18 protein-coding genes are annotated in these 19,277 nt (G+C 63.6%); 7 read left to right on the top strand and 11 right to left on the bottom strand.

Annotated elements, in window-relative coordinates:
• Nucleotides 1–239: 239 nt before the first annotated feature.
• On the bottom strand, nt 240–548 hold the full coding sequence (locus tag BN1137_RS01050) for a YnjH family protein (RefSeq protein WP_050716828.1): 309 nt from the start codon (nt 546–548) through the stop codon (nt 240–242).
• Between the two features lie 223 nt (nt 549–771).
• On the opposite strand from BN1137_RS01050, the gene BN1137_RS01045 reads away from it, so the two are divergent.
• Entirely contained in the window at nt 772–1,911 is a 1,140-nt protein-coding gene (locus BN1137_RS01045) for a hypothetical protein (protein ID WP_050716827.1), read from the top strand.
• A gap of 79 nt (nt 1,912–1,990) precedes the next feature.
• On the opposite strand, the gene BN1137_RS01040 is transcribed toward BN1137_RS01045, so the two are convergent.
• A complete protein-coding gene (locus BN1137_RS01040; RefSeq protein WP_050716875.1) occupies nt 1,991–2,368 on the bottom strand; it encodes a hypothetical protein in 378 nt (125 codons plus the stop codon).
• Nucleotides 2,369–2,562: 194 nt separating this feature from the next.
• On the opposite strand from BN1137_RS01040, the gene BN1137_RS01035 reads away from it, so the two are divergent.
• The 3 genes from BN1137_RS01035 (at nt 2,563) to BN1137_RS01025 (ending at nt 5,960) form a co-directional block, all read left to right on the top strand.
• Nucleotides 2,563–3,939 (top strand): bifunctional NUDIX hydrolase/phosphatase PAP2 family protein, encoded by a 1,377-nt coding sequence (locus BN1137_RS01035; RefSeq protein WP_050716826.1) that lies wholly within the window; start codon nt 2,563–2,565, stop codon nt 3,937–3,939.
• 10 nt (nt 3,940–3,949) lie between these two features.
• On the top strand, nt 3,950–5,047 hold the full coding sequence (gene ydiK / locus BN1137_RS01030) for an AI-2E family transporter YdiK (RefSeq protein WP_050716825.1): 1,098 nt from the start codon (nt 3,950–3,952) through the stop codon (nt 5,045–5,047).
• A gap of 208 nt (nt 5,048–5,255) precedes the next feature.
• Complete coding sequence (locus BN1137_RS01025; protein WP_050716824.1) at nt 5,256–5,960, top strand: SDR family oxidoreductase; 705 nt, start codon at nt 5,256–5,258, stop codon at nt 5,958–5,960.
• A gap of 92 nt (nt 5,961–6,052) precedes the next feature.
• On the opposite strand, the gene BN1137_RS01020 is transcribed toward BN1137_RS01025, so the two are convergent.
• The 4 genes from BN1137_RS01020 to BN1137_RS01005 form a co-directional block, all read right to left on the bottom strand.
• Nucleotides 6,053–7,174, bottom strand: a complete 1,122-nt coding sequence (locus BN1137_RS01020; protein ID WP_050716823.1) for an agmatine deiminase family protein — start codon at nt 7,172–7,174, stop codon at nt 6,053–6,055.
• 17 nt (nt 7,175–7,191) lie between these two features.
• Nucleotides 7,192–8,289, bottom strand: coding sequence for an extracellular solute-binding protein (locus tag BN1137_RS01015; RefSeq protein WP_050716822.1), 1,098 nt, complete (start codon nt 8,287–8,289; stop codon nt 7,192–7,194).
• Nucleotides 8,286–9,185 carry an N-carbamoylputrescine amidase gene (aguB, locus tag BN1137_RS01010; protein ID WP_050716821.1) on the bottom strand — a complete coding sequence of 300 codons (900 nt, stop codon included), beginning with the start codon at nt 9,183–9,185 and terminating at the stop codon, nt 8,286–8,288. The genes BN1137_RS01015 and aguB overlap by 4 nt, the downstream gene beginning before the upstream one ends.
• 66 nt (nt 9,186–9,251) lie before the next feature.
• Nucleotides 9,252–10,304 carry an agmatine deiminase family protein gene (locus BN1137_RS01005; RefSeq protein WP_050716820.1) on the bottom strand — a complete coding sequence of 351 codons (1,053 nt, stop codon included), beginning with the start codon at nt 10,302–10,304 and terminating at the stop codon, nt 9,252–9,254.
• Between the two features lie 116 nt (nt 10,305–10,420).
• On the opposite strand from BN1137_RS01005, the gene BN1137_RS01000 reads away from it, so the two are divergent.
• Both BN1137_RS01000 and dhaR read left to right on the top strand, forming a co-directional pair.
• On the top strand, nt 10,421–11,320 hold the full coding sequence (locus tag BN1137_RS01000) for a LysR substrate-binding domain-containing protein (RefSeq protein ID WP_050716819.1): 900 nt from the start codon (nt 10,421–10,423) through the stop codon (nt 11,318–11,320).
• A 67-nt stretch (nt 11,321–11,387) separates the two neighbouring features.
• The gene (gene dhaR / locus BN1137_RS00995) at nt 11,388–13,283 is read left to right on the top strand and encodes a dihydroxyacetone kinase operon transcriptional regulator DhaR (protein WP_050716818.1); all 1,896 of its coding nucleotides are present in this window, start codon (nt 11,388–11,390) and stop codon (nt 13,281–13,283) included.
• A gap of 95 nt (nt 13,284–13,378) precedes the next feature.
• Here the strand turns inward: dhaR and BN1137_RS00990 are convergent, their stop codons facing one another.
• The 5 genes from BN1137_RS00990 to BN1137_RS00970 all read right to left on the bottom strand — a co-directional run bounded on the left by BN1137_RS00990 (nt 13,379) and on the right by BN1137_RS00970 (nt 18,608).
• Entirely contained in the window at nt 13,379–14,461 is a 1,083-nt protein-coding gene (locus BN1137_RS00990) for a glycerol dehydrogenase (RefSeq protein WP_050716817.1), read from the bottom strand.
• Between the two features lie 129 nt (nt 14,462–14,590).
• Complete coding sequence (gene dhaM, locus BN1137_RS00985; RefSeq protein ID WP_050716816.1) at nt 14,591–15,307, bottom strand: dihydroxyacetone kinase phosphoryl donor subunit DhaM; 717 nt, start codon at nt 15,305–15,307, stop codon at nt 14,591–14,593.
• 1 nt (nt 15,308) lies between these two features.
• Nucleotides 15,309–15,938 (bottom strand): dihydroxyacetone kinase subunit DhaL, encoded by a 630-nt coding sequence (dhaL, locus tag BN1137_RS00980; RefSeq protein ID WP_050716815.1) that lies wholly within the window; start codon nt 15,936–15,938, stop codon nt 15,309–15,311.
• A 9-nt stretch (nt 15,939–15,947) separates the two neighbouring features.
• Entirely contained in the window at nt 15,948–17,018 is a 1,071-nt protein-coding gene (gene dhaK / locus BN1137_RS00975) for a dihydroxyacetone kinase subunit DhaK (RefSeq protein ID WP_050716814.1), read from the bottom strand.
• Between the two features lie 231 nt (nt 17,019–17,249).
• Nucleotides 17,250–18,608: an NCS2 family permease gene (locus tag BN1137_RS00970; protein WP_050716813.1), complete on the bottom strand. Its 1,359-nt coding sequence runs from the start codon at nt 18,606–18,608 to the stop codon at nt 17,250–17,252.
• 217 nt (nt 18,609–18,825) lie between these two features.
• Between BN1137_RS00970 and BN1137_RS00965 the strand changes: the two genes are divergently transcribed.
• Complete coding sequence (locus BN1137_RS00965) at nt 18,826–19,158, top strand: cupin domain-containing protein (protein WP_050716812.1); 333 nt, start codon at nt 18,826–18,828, stop codon at nt 19,156–19,158.
• Nucleotides 19,159–19,277: the final 119 nt, after the last annotated feature.

Raw genomic sequence — 19,277 nt, 5'->3', positions numbered from 1 at the left:
AAAACGGAGCCTTGGGGGCTCCGTTTATCAATTCTATCAATTCAATATCAATCCCGAACGGAACGCGCTTCGCGCTCTGCCCGCTCCCGTACCAATAGGCGTTTATACCACCAGCTACTACGACGACGTTGCGTATTGGAAGAGCGACGAGCCATTGCTTAGATCCCACCCAAGAGAAGAAAGAGCCGCATTATGCGATAGAGATCACTCTCATGTCTGTAGCTGGATCAACAAAAGGCTCACTGACCCACGCTGATCGTCTCCCGATTTCGGCTCCCTTGGGCGGCAGGCTGATACACCTGAGGCTCACGCCAGGCCAGGGGGCCATTGCTCTCCTGCACATTTTGCGGGCCACACTCCAGCCAGACATCGCCCTGCTGGATGCGGGCACCGAGGGAATACTTCTGATCCTGATACCAGCAGACCCGCTCCGGCAGGGATCCGAGCGGCAGCACCAGATCCGTGCCCACCGAGTGACTGAGCGGGGTCTGGGCCATCACGCTGGCGAGCCCGCTAACGGCAAACAGACAAAGACCAAATTTAATCATGACAAGAGACCTGTGATGCGAGGGGCATGAGAGAAGTAAGCGACCATCAGTGTCGCCAACTTGACCAATAACTGTCGGCTCATCTGGCATTCCGGGGGCAATATGGTAGCCTGCCTGCGCCCGCCGCTTCCAGCTGTGAAAAGGCGGCCCAGTTCAGGTGACGTTGCCGGGGAATGGTAACAGATACCCTTATTAATCAAATAATTACTTGGATATGTTGTCGATGCGTATCATGCCGTTGCTCAAGGCTGCCTGCCTGAGTCTGATGTTGTCCGCCTGCGTTGCCCCCCTGCTGCTGATGAGCCCCACCAGCCAGTTGATGTGGGCCCTGCTCAAGCCTCTGGTCGGTTTCGATCCGAACGAGGCGAACCTGTTCGAGCAGCCGCTCATCAAGGACAGAATGACCGCCATGCTGGGCCCCAATTACGACAGCACCATGCAGCTGCTCAAGACTGCCAACGAGCTGCAGCAGGAGGGGCCGCTGTTCTACGTGGTCTCTCGCTACGCGCCGGTGCCGGACATCGCCAAGCAGGCGGGCATGGTGTGGAACGCCGACACCAACCAGCTCTCCGTCATGCTGCAAAAGAGCGATGGTGCCACTCAGGTGTTCGGTGAGAACCTGACCGCGGCTACTCCGAGCTGGCCGAGCGCCATGGAGAATTGGCAAGCAGGCAATCCGACCGCGACCGCCCTCAGCGGGGTCGGCAAGGCCATGACGGGATCCGGCGGTTCCCTGCTCGGCAACATGATGGGTGCCATGCAGCAGAGCGCAACCCAGGCGATCACGGGCTCCGCCAAGCAAGCGGTCGGCAGTGCCACCGGCGCGGCGCAGCAACAAGTGAGCAAAAGTGCCACCGCCACCCTGCAACAGGCCAACCAGGCCGTGACGGATTCCGCCAAGCGGGCGGTCAGTGACGCCGCTGCCAGCACTCAGCAACAGGCGACCAAGGCCGTGACCGACTCTGCCAAACAGGCCGCGAGCAGCGTCGCCACCAGCACTCAACAGCAGGCAAGCAAGGCCGTTACCGACAGCGCCAAACAGGCCGTAAGCAGCGCCGCCGTCAGCACCCAGCAACAGGCCAGCAAGGCCGTCGCCGACACCGCCAAACAGGCGGTGAGCGGGGCGGCAACCACCCTACAGCAGCAAGCGACCCAGGCAGTGGCCAAGCAGGCCGCAAGCAGCGCCGCCGCCAGCACCCAGCAGCAAGCCAGCAAGGCCGTCGCCGATACCGCCAAGCAGGCGGTGAGCACTGCGGAAGCAACTGTGAAGGCAGAAGCCAGCAAACTGGAGAGCCAGGCCGCTGGACAAGGCGACCAGGCCAGGGCAGATGCCGAGGCTGAGTTGGAGAAACTGCTTAACTAACGTCTGGCGGCATATTTCACCATGCAAACAGGCCACCCTAGGGTGGCCTGTTGTTTATCTGCGTTTAGGCAGTGGAACCTTAAAGGTGGCGATCCTGCTCGGACGGCTTGGCCACCTTGTCTTCGCTGTGCTCGATGGCGGTGCGGATAAGGTCGACCCCAGCCCGGATGATCAGCACCCCCATGTTGACCAGCTTGACGCAGACCCACATGAAGGTAATGAGCAGTATCAGCTTGAGGACGGTCTGGAAGGCTTCCAGGAAGTTCTGCTCCAGTTGGTTGGTGAGGCCGCTGGCACTGGTCATCAGCCAGGTGTAAACCTCACGCACGAACGGGATGCGGCTCGGCATCTCCAGCACATCCAGCGCGGCGGGCAAGGCCTGGAAGATGACGATGCTGCCAAAGAGTATCAGGATGACGCCAATGCCTATCCCCAAGAAAAAACCAATCTGTCTCATGGAAAGCCCCAAGATGAGTTGCATGAAAGGAACAATAGCCGCCAATACTAGGGACTGCCTCGGCCGACGGCAATGCTTGCGACCCAGATTGGGCTCAGCCCCTGGCTCAGATGGGCGTGGTACACCGGGAAAACATTGCCCAAGTCGCTGATTTCTGTGACCCTTGCCCCACTCATCAGCCCCATGGACCCGTCATGATCCGCGCCTTCTTTTTCCTGCTTCTGTTGCTGTCACCGCAACTCGTCGTTCAGGCCGCCCAAACCGCCCCCAGCGCGGCCGCCTGCGTGATCCGCCACCAGCAACAACTGCTGCTGGTGCAAGACAGGATCTCCGGGCGCTACAGCCTGAGCGGCGGTTACATCGACGGGAGCGAAACCGCCGAGCAGGCGGCGCTGCGGGAACTGTTCGAGGAGACAGGGCTGCGCGGGCGCATTACCGCCGAGCTGGGGCGCTGGCAACGGGCCCAGCTGTTCGCCTGCCAGACCCTCACTCCCATCCAGGCCCAGCAAGGCTCGGGCTTTGTCTCTCTGCTGCTGGCCCCCAATCTCGGCGGCGAAATCCTCAATGCCCGGCTGATCGAACCAACCCTGCTGCCCGATGCGCAGCGTCGCTTCCCGGCGCAGCTCGACTGGCTCGGCCCCAGGATCGCAGAGGTGACTGAGAGTCCGGTGCAGTGGCAGGCCGATTTCAGCGAGGGCGGCAGCCCACTGCACAGGGCCGAGCTGCCGCTTATCCAGCGCCTGCAACAGTGGATAGGGCCAGACGCCCTCTGGCCCCTGGCCGGCAACCTGCTCGGTACCGCCCCCGTCCAGCTCGGGGTGGCCCTGCTGCTCTTGCCGCTACTCGGTTGGCGAAAACTATATCGGCTGCTGTTTGCCATGGTGCTGCTCACCCTGCTGGTACAACTCGCCAAGGAGGGACTGGGCTGGCCAAGGCCCTTCCACCTCGATCCCCGGCTCGCCGAGCGAAGCGCCCAGGGCTTTGGCATGCCGAGCGGCCACACCGCCTCCGCCATGCTGGGCTGGGGCCTGCTGCTCTGCTCGCTGCCGGGGATCAGGGCCTGGCAAGGCATCGCCCTGGCCCTGCTGCTGGCGAGTCTGGCGGGGCTGGCCCGGGTCTGGCTCGGAGTGCATTTCATCTCGGATGTGGTGGTGGGCCTTGGGCTCGGCGCCCTGTTGCTGAGCCTGCGCAAACCTCTCTTCGCCCTGGCCGACCGACGGGCTCCCTGGTGGGGGCTGATCCTGCTTAGCCTGCTGGGTGCCTGGCTCACCCAATCCAGCGCCCTGGGGGCATTGGCCATGTTCACCCTTGGGCTGGTATCGGGTACTCTGTTCCCACTCGAACGACACCCTGCGCCCGCCATCGGCGCCGCCCTGCAGGCCCTGTCGGTCAGCCTGGGCATCGGCGGTCTGTTGCTCGCTTTGCCGCAGCTCACCAGCAGCTCCCTGCTGATCCTTGCGGGACAAGGATTGCTCCTCGGTGGCCTGGGGCTCTGGCTGAGCGCCGGTTTCTGGTGGTCACTGCGTTTCATCAACCCCGGCTCCACGCCCCGGGGCCCAACCCCTCATTAAAGGGAATGCTATAGCTATGAAAAAAGTGGATTTGGCCAAGGTAACTCTTGGGGTGCTGTTCCTCAGCCTGCTCATCGTCTCGTGCTTCATGGTGCTGCGCCCCTTCCTGCCTGCCCTGGTGTGGGCCACCATGATCACCATCGCCACCTGGCCCTTGATGCAGATGGTCCAGCGCCTGCTGTGGGGCAAGCGGGCCCTGGCGGCCCTGCTGATGAGCAGCATCTTGTTGCTGATGTTTGTCATTCCCCTGTTCATGGCGCTGGCCAACGTGGCGGAGAAGGCGCCCATGCTGATCGAGCTCGGCACCCAGATCAGCCACTCGCCGCCCCCCGAGCTGCTCTGGTTGCAACAGGTCCCGCTGGTCGGTGACAAGCTGTTCGAGTTCTGGCAGCAGATCCTGGCGAGTGGCGGTCAGGTGCTGTTCGCCAAGCTGGCACCCTATTTCGGTCAAACCGCTCGCTGGCTGGCGGCCCAAGCGGGCAACCTCGGCCTGCTGTTCGTCCACTTCCTGCTGACCGTGGCCATCTGTGGCCTGCTCTACCACTCGGGGGAGAAGGCCGCCGACGGCATTCGCCGCTTCGCCCACCGACTGGCGGGACAGCGTGGTGACAACGCCACCGTGCTGGCCTCCCAGGCCATCCGCGCCGTCGCCATGGGGGTCGTGGTCACCGCCCTGGTGCAATCGTCGGTGGCCGGGCTCGGCCTGATGATCGCGGGCATTCCCTACACCATGATTCTGGTAGTGCTGATGTTCCTGCTGATCGTGGCCCAGATTGGCCCCTTCCCGGTGCTGATCGCCAGCGTCGGTTACCTCTACTGGACCGGTGATACCACCTGGGGCACCTTCCTGCTGGTGTGGTCCCTGCTGGCAGGCACCATGGACAACTTCCTGCGCCCCTTCCTCATCAAGCGCGGCGCCGACTTGCCGCTGATCCTGATCCTGGTCGGGGTCATCGGCGGCCTGCTGGCCATGGGCATCATCGGCCTCTTCATCGGCCCCGTGGTGCTGGCGGTGGGCTACACCCTGCTCGATGCCTGGATCAAGGAAGATGATCACCCCGCCAGCGACAAGCTGGTGGCGCCGCCTCAGGACAAGGCGCTGCCATGATGCAAAACGCCGCCCCTTGGGCGGCGTTTTTCTTTCAAGATCAACGGCTGTGCTCCGGCAGTTTGAAAAACTGCCGGCATCAGCCTAGAACCAAAGTTCGAACTGTCTACCCCAAATCCGAACCAGAGTTCGAGCCAACGCCGCCTCCCCTCTACCCTCCCGAGTCGCCCCCCGCCACAATGCCTCCACCATTTCGGAGGAACACAAGATGAACGAACTGAGAGCAACACGAGCCCTGGTAAGCGGCGGCGCGAGCGGGATCGGACTGGCCATCGCCGAGGCACTGGCCAGTCAGGGAGTGGAGCTGATTTTGGCGTCCCGTCGCCAGTCCCTGCTGGAGCAAGAGGCCGCTCGCCTTAGCGCGAAGTACGGGGTGAGAGTACTGCCCCTGGTACTGGATGTGTGCGATGGCCCTCAGGTCCGCGCCCAGCACGCTCAGGCCAGCGCCCTGCTCGGCCCCATCGATCTGCTGATCAACAACAGCGGGGTCGGCAGCGACTATCTGGTGCAGGATCTGCCGGAATCCGAGTGGGACAGGGTGATGAACACCTGCGCCAAGGGCAGCTTCCTGCTGACCCAGGCCTGCCTACCGGACATGCTGGCCCGGCGCCACGGCACCATCATCAACATCGCCTCCCAGGCCGCCAAAAACGGCTATGCCAGGGCCAACGTCTACTGCGCCGCCAAGTTTGCCGTGCTGGGATTTGCCAAGGCGCTGCGCGAAGAGGTGCAGCATCAGGGCATACGGGTACACACCCTCTGCCCCGGTCTGGTGCAGGTGCCGCCCCCGGCCTGCCCTAGTGAGCGCAAGCCCGGCTGGTTGCAGGTCGAGGATCTGGCCGAGGCCGTACTCTACACCCTGCGCCAACCCGCCCACGTTCAGCTCGACGAGATCGGTATGACGGGGATCTGACCCAGTCGCGCCATCGGACGACAGCAATGACATGGGGCGCCGAGGCGCCCCATTTAGTATTTCAGTCTGGCATAGCCAGCCATTGCAGAATATCAGGCAGGTTGATGCAGGGTAATGCAGTGAATGCCACCACCACCTGCTGCAACCGGATCGATGTCGATCTGCACTATCTTGCGACCCGGATAGAGGCGGGCCAGCAGATCCCGGCAGTAACGGTCGGCCTTGGCATCACCGAACTGGGGGGTGATGACGGCGCCGTTGATCGGCAGGTAGTTGATGTAACCAGCGGCAAAGTCCGGGCTGCGGCTGAATTTATTGTCTCGCCCACCCAGGGGGGGCGGCAGCTGATGCAGCTCCAGCTTGTTGCCATCGGCGTCCGTCGCCTGCTGCAAGATGGCCAGGTGCTGGCGGGTCACCTTGTAGTCGTAGGAGGCGGGATCGTTGTCCATGTTGATCACCACCACCCCGGGGCGCACGAAGCGGGCGTAGAAGTCCACGTGAGCGTCGGTGATGTCCTTGCCCTTGATCCCCGGCAGCCAGATGATCTTGCGCAGCCCCAGGTTGAGCTTGAGCTCCGCCTCCACTTGCGCCTTGCTGAGGCCCGGATTGCGGTTGCTGTTGATCCAGCTGCTCTCGGTCATGATGGCGGTGCCGTTGCCGTCCACTTCGATGCCACCTCCCTCGCCGATGAGCTCGCTCTGCAGACGGTGGGCATCGGTCTGTGTGCCCACCAGGGTGGCGACCCTGGCGTCATAGCTGTGCTCCTGCTTGTCGCCCCAACCGTTGAAGTTGAAGTCCACCAACCCGAGCGCCCCCTGCTCATCCTGTACGAAGACGCCGCCGGTATCGCGCAGCCAGATGTCGTCCAGCTCGGCGTTGATGAAGCGGGTGTTGTGCTCGCCGCACAGCTGGCGCGCCAGATCCTCCTCCTCCTCGTGACAGAGCACGCACACCTGGGTGTAGGGGGTCATGGCCTTGACCAGCCTGCCTATGGTGGCCTGCACATCCTTGTAGTTACGACCCCAGATATCGCTGTTAGCACCGAAGGCTACCCAGACCTGAGCCTGGGGCGAGGACTCTTCCGGCATGTGGTAGCGGCCGGCGACACTGGTCTCGCCGGCGGCAAAGGCCGAGCGGGCACCGGGCAGGCTGCCAAACCCGGCAATGGCGCCAAGGGCGACTAGCTGTTTCAATACATGGCGTCGGGAAAACATCTTTCTACTCCTGAGGTTCAGAGGCTGCTCTTGAAGCGAGTCCAGGCTCGCATGCGGGCACGCATCTGGGATTGTGCAATGTCTTTGCCCGGAATGAGCCGCTGGTAGCTGGCCTCATCCAGGTAAATATCCGGGTTGCTCGTCATGGTGGTATCCACCATGGGTTTGGCCTTGGCACTGGCGGTCGGATAGCCGGTGCTGTTGGTGATGGCTGCCATGTTGGCAGGACGCATCACGAAGTTGATGAAAGCATAGGCATACTCAGGATGGGGGGCATCCGTCGGGATCGCCATGGTGTCCATCCAGATGGTGCTCCCCTCCTTGGGCAGCCGGTACTCAAAGTCGATGGCTTTGCCCGCCTCGGTGGCGGCCCGCCTCGCCTGGGTCATGTCACCGCTGTAACCAAGGGAGAGGCAGAGATCGCCGTTCACCAGCTGGGTTACCGGCTGGGACTGGAACTTGCGGATATAGGGCTTGAACCCTTTGAGCAGGGCCAGCGCCGCCTCCAGATCGTCGGCCTTGCCGCTGCGCGGATCCCGCCCCAGATAGTGCAGCACCACCGCCAGCACCTCGTCGGGAGAGTCGACGACCGAGATGCCGCAATCCGCAAATTTCGCCGCCAGCTCGGGCTTGAACAGCATGTCCAGGCTGTTGACCGGGGCATCCGGCATCCTCTGCTTGATCGCGTCCGCATTGTAGGTGAGCCCTATGGTGCCCCAGGTGTAGGGCACCACCGCCTCCTTCGCATGGGGATAGGCCTGCTGCAACCGCACCAGCTCGGGGTCTATGTCGCCGAGGTGCTGCAACTTGCTCTTGTCGAGCGGCCGCAGACTGCCCGCCCGCATCAGGCGCTCCGCCACCGTATCGCCGGGGAAGATCAGGTCATACCCGCTGCGACCCGCCATCAGCTTGGCCTCCAGGGTCTCGCTGCTGTCCATCACGTCGTAGATGACCCGGATCCCGGTCTCCTTGGTAAAGGCGCTCAGGGTATCGGGGGCAAAATAATCGGACCAGTTGTAGAGGCGCAGCACCTTCTCCTCCTGCGCCTCCTCGGCCTGGGCCCCGACGCTCAGCAGCAGGGTCAGCCCCATGGCTATCTTGGTGAGGGGGCTCATGATGGACGCCCTCCCTGGTGGCTGCGTCCGTCCAGGCTCAGCAGGGCGCCATACATCTCGGGACGGCGATCCCGATAGATGCCCCAGCTCAGCCGCTCCTCGGCCATGGCGGCCAGGTCCAGCGCCTGCACCAGCACCCCCTGACTGTCTCTGTCCGCCTCGGCCAGCAGAGCCCCCTTGTGATCCGTGATGAAGGAGGAGCCATAGAAGCGCATCTGCAGCTCGGGATCCTGGGTCGCCACCTCGCGGCCGATGCGGTTGGCGGCGATCACCGGCATGATGTTGGCGGCGGCATGGCCGCGCTGGGTCAGCTGCCAGTGATCCCGCGAATCGAGCGCGGCCGCCCCCGGCTCGGAGCCGATGGCGGTGGGATAGAGCAGCAGCTCGGCCCCCTGCAGCGCCATGGCACGGGCCGCCTCCGGGAACCACTGATCCCAGCAGATGCCGACCCCGATGCGGCCAGCGGCGGTGTCCCAGACCCGAAAACCGGTGTCGCCCGGACTGAAATACTCCTTCTCCTGATAGCCGATGGCGTTGGGAATATGGGTCTTGCGATAGACCCCGAGCAGTCGCCCATCCGCATCCGCCATCGCCAGCGAGTTGAAGTAGGCGTTGCCCGCGCGCTCGAACCAGCTGATGGGCAGCACCACTCCCAGCTCACGCGCCAGGGCCGAGAAGCGGCGCAGTATGCCGCTCTGTTCGAACCGCTCCGCCAGCGCCAGATGGCCGTGGTATTGCTCGATGCAGAAATAGGGCGTGGCGAACAGCTCCTGTAACAGCACCAGGTTGGCCCCCTTGGCGGCGGCTTCCCGTACCAGGCTCTCCGCCATATCCAGATTGCGCTCCAGCTCCCAGCTGCACGCAAACTGTGTGGTTGCGACGACTATCTTACTCATGATCCCATCCTCCCTGATTGCCTTATGGCGCCTCGCCAGGCTCACCCGGCGAGGCAGTCCAAATCCTTAATCCTGCAGTGGCCAGGCCGGCTGCTGCTGGGTGATGCAGTGAATGCCACCGCCGCCGTGGGCCAGCTGGTTGATGCGCACCGGCACCAGCTGCCTGTCCGGGAAGGCGTGCCTCAGCACCTCGCCCGCCGCCTCGTCAGCTGCTACACCGTAGGCGGGCATGATGATGGCGCCGTTGGCGAGATAGAAGTTGGTGTAGGAGGCACAGAACACCTCGGCCTCGGCGTCCACCGCCTCGCTCGCCTCGAACAGCTCGCGGCACTCGAAGCTGCGACCTCTGGCATCGGTCGCCAGGGCCAGGGCGCGGCGATTCTCCGCCACCACCCGGCCATAGGTGGAGCCTGCATCCAGAGTCGCGTCCACCAGCAGCTGGCCGGGACGGCTGAAGGCACAGACGCCGTCCACGTGACCGTCCGTCATGTCGCCGGTGACGTGATCCGGATCCCCCGGCAGCCAGATGGTCTTCTCGATGCCGAGCAGGCGACTGAAGATCTGCTCGATCTCCCGCTTGTTCATGCCGGGGTTGCGGTTGCTGTTGAGCAGCACGGATTCGGTGGTGATCAGGGTGCCCTCACCGTCCACATGGATGGCGCCCCCCTCGTTGGCGAGGAAGCAACCGATGCACTCCAGCTCCAGGCTGTTGAGGATGCGCCGCGCCAGCCCTTCGTCCAGGCCGTGGACCGACTTGCCGCCCCAGGCGTTGAAGCGCCAGCTGATACCGGCGGTGCCGAGTTCAGGGTGGCAGATGAAGGTCGGGCCCGAATCCCGGCACCAGCTGTCATCCACCGGCAATGGGATCAGGGTGACCCGCTCGCCACAGAGGGCGCGCGCCTCTGCCATGGCACTGGGATCCACCACCAGCATGACAGGTTCGAAGCGGGCGATGGCATTGACTACCCGGGCGAAGTCCTGCTGCACCTCGGCCAGGGTGACGCCCCAACCGGACTCCCACAGCGCCTTGTTGTGCGGCCAGACCATCCAGGTCGCCGCATGTCGGCACCACTCGGCAGGCATAAACCAGCCTGCTGCTACCATTCCCTGCTCGCGCATCTCACCCTCTCTGATTAGGTACTATTAAGTTCATTGACGATGGGAATAGACTATTCCCCCTGACGATGGCGAACAAACGATCGATTTTCGGTAAAAGTGATAAGCGGAGCTAATCAATGATGTTCAAACACTGGCCTCCCCTCAATGTGCTGCGCGGCTTCGAGGCCGCCGCCAGGCTCGGCAGTTTTCATCAGGCGGCCCAGGAGCTGCACCTCACCCAGTCCGCCATCAGCCAGCAGATCCGCTCCCTTGAGGAGATGCTCGGCCAGCCGCTGTTCTACCGGCAGGGGCGATCTGTGGCCCTCACCGATGCGGGCCGGGATCTGCTGTCCACCACCCAGGATGTGTTGCTGCAACTGGCGGTGGGGATCCAGCGACTGGAGCAGTACCGCAAGCCGAACCAGCTGGTGCTCAACACCACCACCACCCTGGCCCGTCACTGGTTGCTGCCCCGGCTAGGGGAGTTTCATCGCCAGCATCCCGGCATCGATCTCTGGCTGTTCACCAGCGACGAGGTCCCCAACATGGTCGAGCAGACTATCGACATCGCCCTGCGCAGCGATCTGGATGCTCAGGCCGAGTGCCGCCACCAGTTGTTGCTGGAGGATAAGTTGCTGCCGGTGGCGGCGCCGGCAGTGCTGGCACAACCGGCGGCGGAGCGCACCACCTTGCACGGGGAGCGGGAGCTGGACTGGCACCACTGGACCCTCAAAGGCGGCGAGGATCTGCAACTGCGCACCCAGGGGCTCAACTTCTCCGACCCCGGCCTGCTGCAAGATGCCGCCAGCGCCGGGCTAGGGGTGGCACTGGTGAGCGAGCTGCTCTCCCTGCCGGCCAGACAACAGGGGCTGCTGCTGCCGCTCTCGTCCCATCGCGTAAAAGGGCCCCAATGGAGCATGCTGGTACATCAGGAGAGCGAACATAGCCCCCAATGCCGCACCCTCTGCCACTGGCTGAGCCAGCAATTTAGCGACGCCGCCGCCCTCATGGGGAACGGTGATGTTGCCAGGCTCTGAAGCAAATCACTGAATCCGTTGAGCAGGGATGGTTAAATGAAGGCCTTGTCTCCAGCCGGGATCCGCCGTGACCATCTCCACCTCCACCAGTCCCTCCCAGCCCTGGCCTGACTATCTGCAGGCCTCCTGGCTGCGCTGCGCCCATCAGACCAGCACCAGTCTCTGGCACCCGCCCCACAGCGCCAAGGGGCAGACCCTGCACAGCCTGCGGCAACGCAAACGGGATCTGCTCACCACCGGCGAGATGGCACTCGAGGATCTCTACGAATTCATGGAAGGGCGCCCCTGCGCCCTGCTGCTGACCGACGAGAGTGGCTGCCTGCTGGCCCGCACCGGTCATGGCGAGACCCTGGCCGAGCTGGAGGCTCTCGGCTTCGGTCTCGGTGCCTTCTTCAGCGAGGGGCGCATCGGCACCAATGCCATCAACCTAGCGGCGCTGGAGGGCATGCCGCTGTGCGTCAGCGGCGCCCAGCACTTCAACCAGACGCTGCATCCCTGGCACTGCTGCGCCAGCCCGGTCTACAACAGCAATGGCCGTCAGGTCGCCATAGTCGCGCTGGTGTGCAAGGTGGCCACGGCGACCGTGGGGGATCTCGCCCTCACCGTCAGCGCCGGCCGCGAGCTGGCTCACCTGCTGCAGATGGAGACCCTGATGCAGGAGTCCCAGCATCACCTGAGCGAGCTCTACGCTCTGCTCGATGGCATGGACGACGGCGTGCTGGCCTGGGATCCCCAGGGCAAGTTGCGCTACCTCAACGCGCTGGCAGCGAGACGCCTGCGACTCGACCCGGATCTCTGCCTCGGCCAACCGCTGGAGCAGCATCTGCTGCTGCCACAACGGCTGCGGCTCGCCATAGAGGGGCAGACCCCACTCAGCCACGTGGAGGTGACCCTGGAGCGGGCGGGCGAGTTCATCAATGCGCTGATCAGCCTCAAGCCGCTGCCGGGGCCGGACGGCGTCAGCTTCATCGCCCTGCTGCACCCGCTGGACCGACTGCGCGCCATCAACCAGCTGCGCCAGACGGTGCCTGAACTCACCGCCCTGGTGGGGGAGTCGAGCGCCATGCGCAAGCTGCTGCGCCACGCCCGCCAGGCGGCCCAGAGTCAGGGCCCCATACTGCTGCGCGGGGAAGAAGAAGTGGGCAAGGTGCAACTGGCCGAAGCCATCCACTTTGGCAGCGAGCGGGCCGCCGGCCCCCTCATCATTCTCAACTGTCAGGCGTTGCCGAGCGATCGGATGGCACTGGAGCTGATGGGATCCGACGAGGCGGGTCAGGAGCGCGCCGGCAAGTTCGAACTGGCCCACGGCGGCACCCTGGTGCTGGAACAAATAGAGTACCTGCCCGCCCCCATGCAGGCGGCGCTGTTGCAACTGCTCAAGACCGGCCGCATCCAGCGCTTCGACTCGGCCCGTATCCTGCCGCTCAAGCTGAGGATCATCGCCACCAGTAGCGCCGCGCTGGAGCAGAGAGTGCAAGAGGGCCAGTTTGGCCGCCAGCTGCTCTACGCCCTGCAAGCCTGCGAGCTGTGGGTGCCCAGCCTGCGTGAGCGCGGGGCCGACTTGCCCGCCCTGATCGGCCAGCAGCTGGCGGCGCAGGGGCGCGATCCCGCCCGCCAGTTCAGCCCGGCAGCCCTCGATTGTCTGCTGGCTTACTCCTGGCCCGGCAACCTGGGGGAGCTGCGCAGCGCCATCGAGCATGCCCTGCTGCATGGCAGCGGCACACCTATCTCGCCGGAGGCGCTGCCGGCCGCCATCCATCACGGCTATCAACGGCTGGCTGACGAGGTGGTGGGGCAACCGCTGCTGACGCTGGCACAGCTGGAACAGCAGGCCATACTGCGCTGCGCCCACGCCTGCAAGGGCCAGGTCAGCCTGATGGCGCGCCAGCTGGGGATCAGTCGTACCACCCTCTGGCGCCGGCTGAAGATCATCGGCATCGATCCCGCCGACTACCACGGCTAACCGACACTCGTCTTGTGTGCCGAGCCGACAAAGACCAAAAAAGAGGCCCCGCACTGGCGGGGCCTCTTTCTAGGGCGACATCATCGCTATTTTGGTTATAGACCCAACTGGTGAGCCGTCACGATAGCAGCCAATACATCCTCTGCAGTGACCTTGAACGGCATGTTATGTATGGTTTCCCCCTCCGCAGCAGAGGATTTGGCTACTGCCAGCAGCCGCGTCATATCCAGCTCCTTGACCCCCATCATGTGCAGGTTGGTCGGCAGGCCGATCGAACGGCAGAAGGCCAGCACCGTCTCGATCTCCGCCATGGGGGCATTCTCCAGCACCAGCTGCACCAGAGTACCGAACGCCACCTTTTCACCGTGGTAGAGGTGATGGCACTCCGCCAGCTGGGTCAGGCCGTTATGGATGGCGTGGGCGGCGGCCAGGCCGCTGCTCTCAAAGCCAATGCCACTGAGATAGGTATTGGCCTCGATGATGTTCTCCACCGCCTTGGTGCAGAGCCCCTGCTCTACCGCCAGCTTGGCCTTGTAGCCATCGGCCAGCAGGGTCTGATAGCAGAGCTCGGCGATGGCCAGCGCCGCCAGGGTGGGAGCGCCGCCAGCCATGGTCTTACAACCCGACAGCTTGTTGGCGCGCGCCTCGAAGTAGGTGGAGAGCGCATCCCCCATGCCGGACACCAGCAGCCGCACCGGCGCGCGGGAGACGACGCCGGTATCCATGATGACCAGGTTGGGGTTGGTCGGGATCATCAGGTATTCGCTGAACTGACCCTCTGGCGTGTAGATCACCGCCAGCGCGCTGGTCGGCGCATCGGTGGAGGCGATGGTCGGCACTATGACCACCGGCACCTTCTGGTAGAAGGCCACGGACTTGGCGGTGTCCAGGGTCTTGCCACCGCCGATGCCGATGATGACGTCAAACGGGGTCTTGTCGCAGCGCGCCAGCAGGCGGTCGATCTCGGGGCGGGAGCACTCGCCGTTGAAGCAGTCGAACTCGGGGTTAATGCCGGCGGCGTGGAAGCTGGTCGCTACGGTGTCGCCAACCAACCCGGTGACGAAGGCGTCGGCCAGGATCAGCGGCTTGGCGCCGAGTGCCTTGACGTAGTGACCAATGTTGGCGAGGGCCCCGTTACCTTGTACATATTTGCTGGGGCTGATGATGATACGGTCCATTTTCTTTCCCTCTCTCTTTAAAAATCGGGGCGAAGGCTCAACACCATGAGTCCTTCGTCTTGAAAGGCGCCGACAAGATGGAAGATCTGTGGGTTCGGCGCCCTTGAAATACACACTGCTGGATGAAAGTCAGTCGCCGAAACGCTCCTCTGCCAGCTGCCTGAAGCAGGCCAGGGCGGCCTCGGCATCCTCCCCCCGAGCCAGCAGGGTGAGTCGCTCTCCCTGGCGCACGTTGAGCATGGCCAGCCGGGTCAGACTGCGAGGGTTGGCCTCTTTGTCTCCCTTCTGCAGCTTCATCTCGGCGGCAAAGGGCTTGAGTGCCGCCACCAGGCGGGCGGCGGGGCGCACATGTAGGCCGTGCGGGCTCTCGACCACCACCTCGCAGTGCAGCCAGCCCTCGTCGACCTCAGGGGTCGCTTCCCTAGCCACTGACGCCGTTTGGGCGGGTAGCATGGCCTGCTTGGGACCAAGGGCCCCCAGTGCCTCGGCGGCGACCTCATCGAGACTGAGGCCCGAACCAGCAGCCACCACGGCGGCCAGGGTGCCCTCCACCAGGGGCGCCGGACAGAGTCGCACCCTGGCACTCAGTTCCACGGGCAACAGCTCGAGGGCGGTCTCGGCGCTCAGCAGGGCGCTGCCGAGATCCATCAACACCAGCACGCCGCTGCCATCGTCCGCCGCCTCTATCGCACTCATCACGGCGATGGCATCCGTGCCGATGGGGTGCTCGGGATCATCGACCCCGGCCGCCAGCAGCAGACGGGCCGGGCTGCCCAGCTGGGCCGCCAGCGCTTGCAAACCCGCCGCCAGAATAGCGCTGTGAGAGACCACTACGATGCCGATCATGTCATAACCTCGCTCTGTCACGCAGGGCCGTCAGCAGCAGCAGGGTCGAGGTGGCCCCGGCATCCTGATGGCCGATGCTGCGCTCGCCAAGGTAGCTGGCGCGCCCCTTGCGGGCCTGCATCTGAATGGTGGCCTCGGTGCCGGTAGTGGCGGCGGCGACCGCCTTGTCCAGCGCCTCGGTCAGCGGCAGATCTTGTTGCTGCGCCAGCTGCAGGGCCGCCAGCGCCGGCCACCAGGCATCGCACATGGTCTTGTCGCCGGGCTCGGCGCGGCCGCGAGAGACGATCCCCTCCACCCCGTCACTCAGCATCTTGCCAAGCTGCGCCAGGGTCAGGCTCTGGCAGGCATCGGTGCTGGCCGCGGCACGAATGAAGAAGGTGCCATAGAGCGGACCACTGGCGCCGCCCACCGAGGAGAGCAGGGTCATGCCGGTGGTCTTGAGCACCTGGCCGATGTCCTTGTCCGCCACCGCGGGCAGCTTCTCGGCGACCTTGGCGAAGCCGCGTTGCATGTTGAGGCCATGATCACCGTCACCGATGTCGGTATCCAGGGCGGTGAGGTAGTCACGCTGTTCGGTGAAGATGTGCTCGCAGTCGAGCAGCCAGTTGACGATTTGATGCTTGCTTAACATGGTTTCTCCTTAGCAGCCGCGACGCAGGGCGGGGGTATTGACGGGGGCATCCCACAATTGCATCAGCTCATCATCCACCTTGAGCAGGGTGATGGAGATGCCGGTCATGTCGAGGGCGGTGCAGTAGGGGCCGATCAGGTTGCGCACCAGATGGATGCCCGCCTCTTCACAGCGGCTGGCGAGTCGGCCATAGACGCCGTACAGCTCGGAGAGGGTCGTTCCCCCCAGACTGTTGACCAGCGCGATGACGCGATCCCCCCTGTTGAGCGACTCGATGAAGCTGTGCTCCTCCTGCCAGCAGCCTGCGGCTCTGTCCCAGTGGCGCAGGGTGCGGCCATAGGGGCTGTTGTCGGTCAGCTCGGCGAACATGTCGTCCACCAGGGTATCGAGATCGGTGAAGGGACGCCGCGCGATGCCCGGTTCGCCGTGGATGCCGACCCCGAATTCCATCTCGTTGTCCGCCAGGGTGAAGGAGGGTTTGCCCGCGGCGGGAACGGTGCAGGCATGCAGCGCGACGCCTATGGTGCGGCTCTGGTTGTTGATGCGGCGAGCCAGCGCCTCACAGCGGGCCAGGTCATAGCCCGCCTCGGCGGCGGCACCCACTAGCTTCTCGCACAGCACAGTGGTGGCGACCCCGCGGCGACCGGCAGTATAGAGGCTGTCTTTCACCGCCACGTCGTCATCGATCAGGGAGAAACCCACCTTGACGCCATCGCCGTGCAGCAGCTCGACCGCCGTTTCGAAGTTGAGCACGTCGCCGGTATAGTTCTTCACCAGAAACAGCACGCCGGCGCCACCGTCGACCGCCTGACCACATTCGTACATCTGATCCGGGGTCGGGGAAGTAAAGATCTCGCCGGGGCAGGCGCCATCCAGCATCCCCTTGCCCACCAGACCGCCGTGCATCGGCTCATGGCCGCTGCCACCACCAGACACCAGCGCCACCTTGCCCATCACGGGAGCGTCGGCACGGGTGATGTAATGGGGTTCGATACGGACCTTGAGCTCCGGATGGGCGGCAGCCATCCCCATCAGCTGTTCACGGACCACGGCATCGACGGCGTTGATCAGTTTCTTCATGGCTCACTCCTTGGCTTGCCACCGCACGGGTGGGCAAATGGTTGATGGAGCCAGTCTAACGGGATAAAGCGGGATAAAAATGACGGTCGATCCGGTTCGGATCTGAAACAGCAAAAGCGGGATCAGGGTTTCAATCTGAAACAAGCTGAAGGCATCTGGAGGGAAACTGCTAGCTGGCTCACAGCCATGAAAAAGGGCCCCCGCAGGAGCCCTTCTCGATAAATGTGTTCGTCAGATGGCCCAGCCACCGGCGTAGAACACCACCAGGGCCAGCGCGATGATGACGGTACCGAGGTTGAGTTTTTTCCACTCGGCCGCAAACAGGCGACCCACAACCAGCGCCACGAAGCCCAGCATGATGCCGGTGACGATGTTGCAGGTGAGCACGATGAAGACGGCGCACAACATGCCTGACAGCGCATCGACCGAGTCGCTGAAATCCAGCTTGGTGACGTTGCCCAGCATCAGCAGGCCGACATACATCAGCGCCGGTGCGGTGGCGTAGGCCGGCACCAGATAGCTCAGCGGGGAGAGGAAGATCATCAGCAGGAAGAGGGCGCCGACCAGAGTTGCGGTCAGACCGGTCTTGCCACCCGCGGCAGTACCGGCGGCCGATTCGATATAGACGGCAGCAGGAGCACCGCCCACCACGCCGGCCACCATGCTGCTGACGGAGTCGGCGGTCAACGCCTTGCCGCCACTGATGATGTGGCCACGCTCGTTGACCAGACCCGCCTGGCCCGCCACGGCGCGGATGGTGCCGGTGGCGTCGAACACGGCGGTCATCACCAGCGCCAACACGGTCGGGATCACCACAGGGTTGAGGGCACCCATCAGATCCAGGCTACCCACCAGAGAGCCCTTCTCGCCGGTCAGGCTCGGCATGGCGAAGAAGCCCTGCCAGGTCACCTTGGGATCGAAAGCCAGGCCCAGGGCGGAGATGGCGACGATCACCATCAGGATGCCGCCAGGCACCTTGCGGCGCTCCAGCCCGAAGATGGCGGCCAGCCCCAGCACCGTCATGATGACCGGGAAGGAGGTGACTTCGCCCAGCTGGACCGGCAACCCGGCCCCTTCATTCTTGATCACCATGCCGACACCATTGGTGGCGATCAGCAGCAGGAACAGGCCGATACCGATACCGGTGCCGTGAGCGATGCCGGACGGCAGATTGGCCAGGATCCATTGGCGCACGCCGGTGACGCTGATGAGGGTGAACAAGACCCCCATCCAGAAGATGGCACCCAGTGCGACCGGGATGCTCAGTCCCTGACCCAGCACCAGACTGAAAGCAGTAAAGGCGGTGAGGGAGATGGCGCAACCGATGGCCATCGGCAGCTTGGCCCAGAGCCCCATCAACAAGGAACCGAAGGCGGCGATAAGACAGGTGGCGACAAACACCGGGCCCTGCTCGAAGCCGGCGACACCCAGCATGTTCGGCACCACTATGATGCTGTATACCATGGCCAGGAAGGTGGTCAGCCCGGCCAACAGTTCCTGGCGCACACTGCTACCGCGTTCGGAAATGGAAAAATAGGAGTCCAAAAAGCCGCTTTTCCCAGCTTGGGCGGCCATATCTTGCGTTGCCATAACTCATCCTGAAGTGTGAAGGAAATCGTTTGCTTTTATGGCTGCGCAAAATAGCAAGAATTCACCGAGATTGCAGCGACTTCTCCGCTTTTTTCCATAAAGTCGCATCAAAGGGTGCCAGTTGCCACTTATCAACCACCGACCGAATGAGCCAGCCTGCCAGAAACAGCGCTCCTATACTGCAAGGACGCCCCTCCCACCAGACCGGAGATGATCCATGCACACCCGCAATCTGCTCAACGACATTCCCTCTCCTCTGCCTACCGAACTCTTCCAGGATCTGGTGAGTACCAACCATCTGCGCATCGAGCGCATCGTCTCTCTGGGCCATCAGACGGCGCCCGGCGAATGGTACGATCAGGATGAGCACGAGTGGGTATTGATAGTGCAAGGCGAGGCCAGTCTGCTGTTCTCCGATCCGCAAACCCAGGAACAGCAGCTGGTGCTGCTGGGACCGGGCGATCACATCAACATTCCCGCCCGCCAGAAACACCGGGTGGAATGGACCCACCCGGATGTCCCGACCATCTGGCTCTGCGTGTTCTATTAGTGATGCTACTGAAACAAGATAGTTATCGTTAAAACTGATGGGAATACGCGGTACAAAGAGAGAATTTTGGGAATTTCAAACACAAAAAAGCCCAGTCGCTAGACTGGGCTTTCTAATCA

Source organism: Aeromonas tecta (assembly GCF_000820185.1).
Taxonomy (GTDB): domain Bacteria; phylum Pseudomonadota; class Gammaproteobacteria; order Enterobacterales; family Aeromonadaceae; genus Aeromonas; species Aeromonas tecta.
Note: the sequence above shows the minus strand (reverse complement) of the source record. Positions and strands in the feature narration are given on the sequence as shown.

Excerpts from the sequence above, each read along its gene's own strand:
- BN1137_RS01050 (WP_050716828.1), bottom strand. The coding sequence starts at position 548 with ATGATTAAATTTGGTCTTTGTCTGTTTGCCGTTAGCGGGCTCGCCAGC.
- BN1137_RS01045 (WP_050716827.1), top strand. The coding sequence starts at position 772 with ATGCGTATCATGCCGTTGCTCAAGGCTGCCTGCCTGAGTCTGATGTTG.
- BN1137_RS01040 (WP_050716875.1), bottom strand. The coding sequence starts at position 2,368 with ATGAGACAGATTGGTTTTTTCTTGGGGATAGGCATTGGCGTCATCCTG.
- BN1137_RS01035 (WP_050716826.1), top strand. The coding sequence starts at position 2,563 with ATGATCCGCGCCTTCTTTTTCCTGCTTCTGTTGCTGTCACCGCAACTC.
- BN1137_RS01025 (WP_050716824.1), top strand. The coding sequence starts at position 5,256 with ATGAACGAACTGAGAGCAACACGAGCCCTGGTAAGCGGCGGCGCGAGC.
- BN1137_RS01020 (WP_050716823.1), bottom strand. The coding sequence starts at position 7,174 with ATGTTTTCCCGACGCCATGTATTGAAACAGCTAGTCGCCCTTGGCGCC.
- BN1137_RS01015 (WP_050716822.1), bottom strand. The coding sequence starts at position 8,289 with ATGAGCCCCCTCACCAAGATAGCCATGGGGCTGACCCTGCTGCTGAGC.
- aguB (WP_050716821.1), bottom strand. The coding sequence starts at position 9,185 with ATGAGTAAGATAGTCGTCGCAACCACACAGTTTGCGTGCAGCTGGGAG.
- BN1137_RS01005 (WP_050716820.1), bottom strand. The coding sequence starts at position 10,304 with ATGCGCGAGCAGGGAATGGTAGCAGCAGGCTGGTTTATGCCTGCCGAG.
- BN1137_RS01000 (WP_050716819.1), top strand. The coding sequence starts at position 10,421 with ATGATGTTCAAACACTGGCCTCCCCTCAATGTGCTGCGCGGCTTCGAG.
- BN1137_RS00990 (WP_050716817.1), bottom strand. The coding sequence starts at position 14,461 with ATGGACCGTATCATCATCAGCCCCAGCAAATATGTACAAGGTAACGGG.
- dhaM (WP_050716816.1), bottom strand. The coding sequence starts at position 15,307 with ATGATCGGCATCGTAGTGGTCTCTCACAGCGCTATTCTGGCGGCGGGT.
- dhaL (WP_050716815.1), bottom strand. The coding sequence starts at position 15,938 with ATGTTAAGCAAGCATCAAATCGTCAACTGGCTGCTCGACTGCGAGCAC.
- dhaK (WP_050716814.1), bottom strand. The coding sequence starts at position 17,018 with ATGAAGAAACTGATCAACGCCGTCGATGCCGTGGTCCGTGAACAGCTG.
- BN1137_RS00970 (WP_050716813.1), bottom strand. The coding sequence starts at position 18,608 with ATGGCAACGCAAGATATGGCCGCCCAAGCTGGGAAAAGCGGCTTTTTG.
- BN1137_RS00965 (WP_050716812.1), top strand. The coding sequence starts at position 18,826 with ATGCACACCCGCAATCTGCTCAACGACATTCCCTCTCCTCTGCCTACC.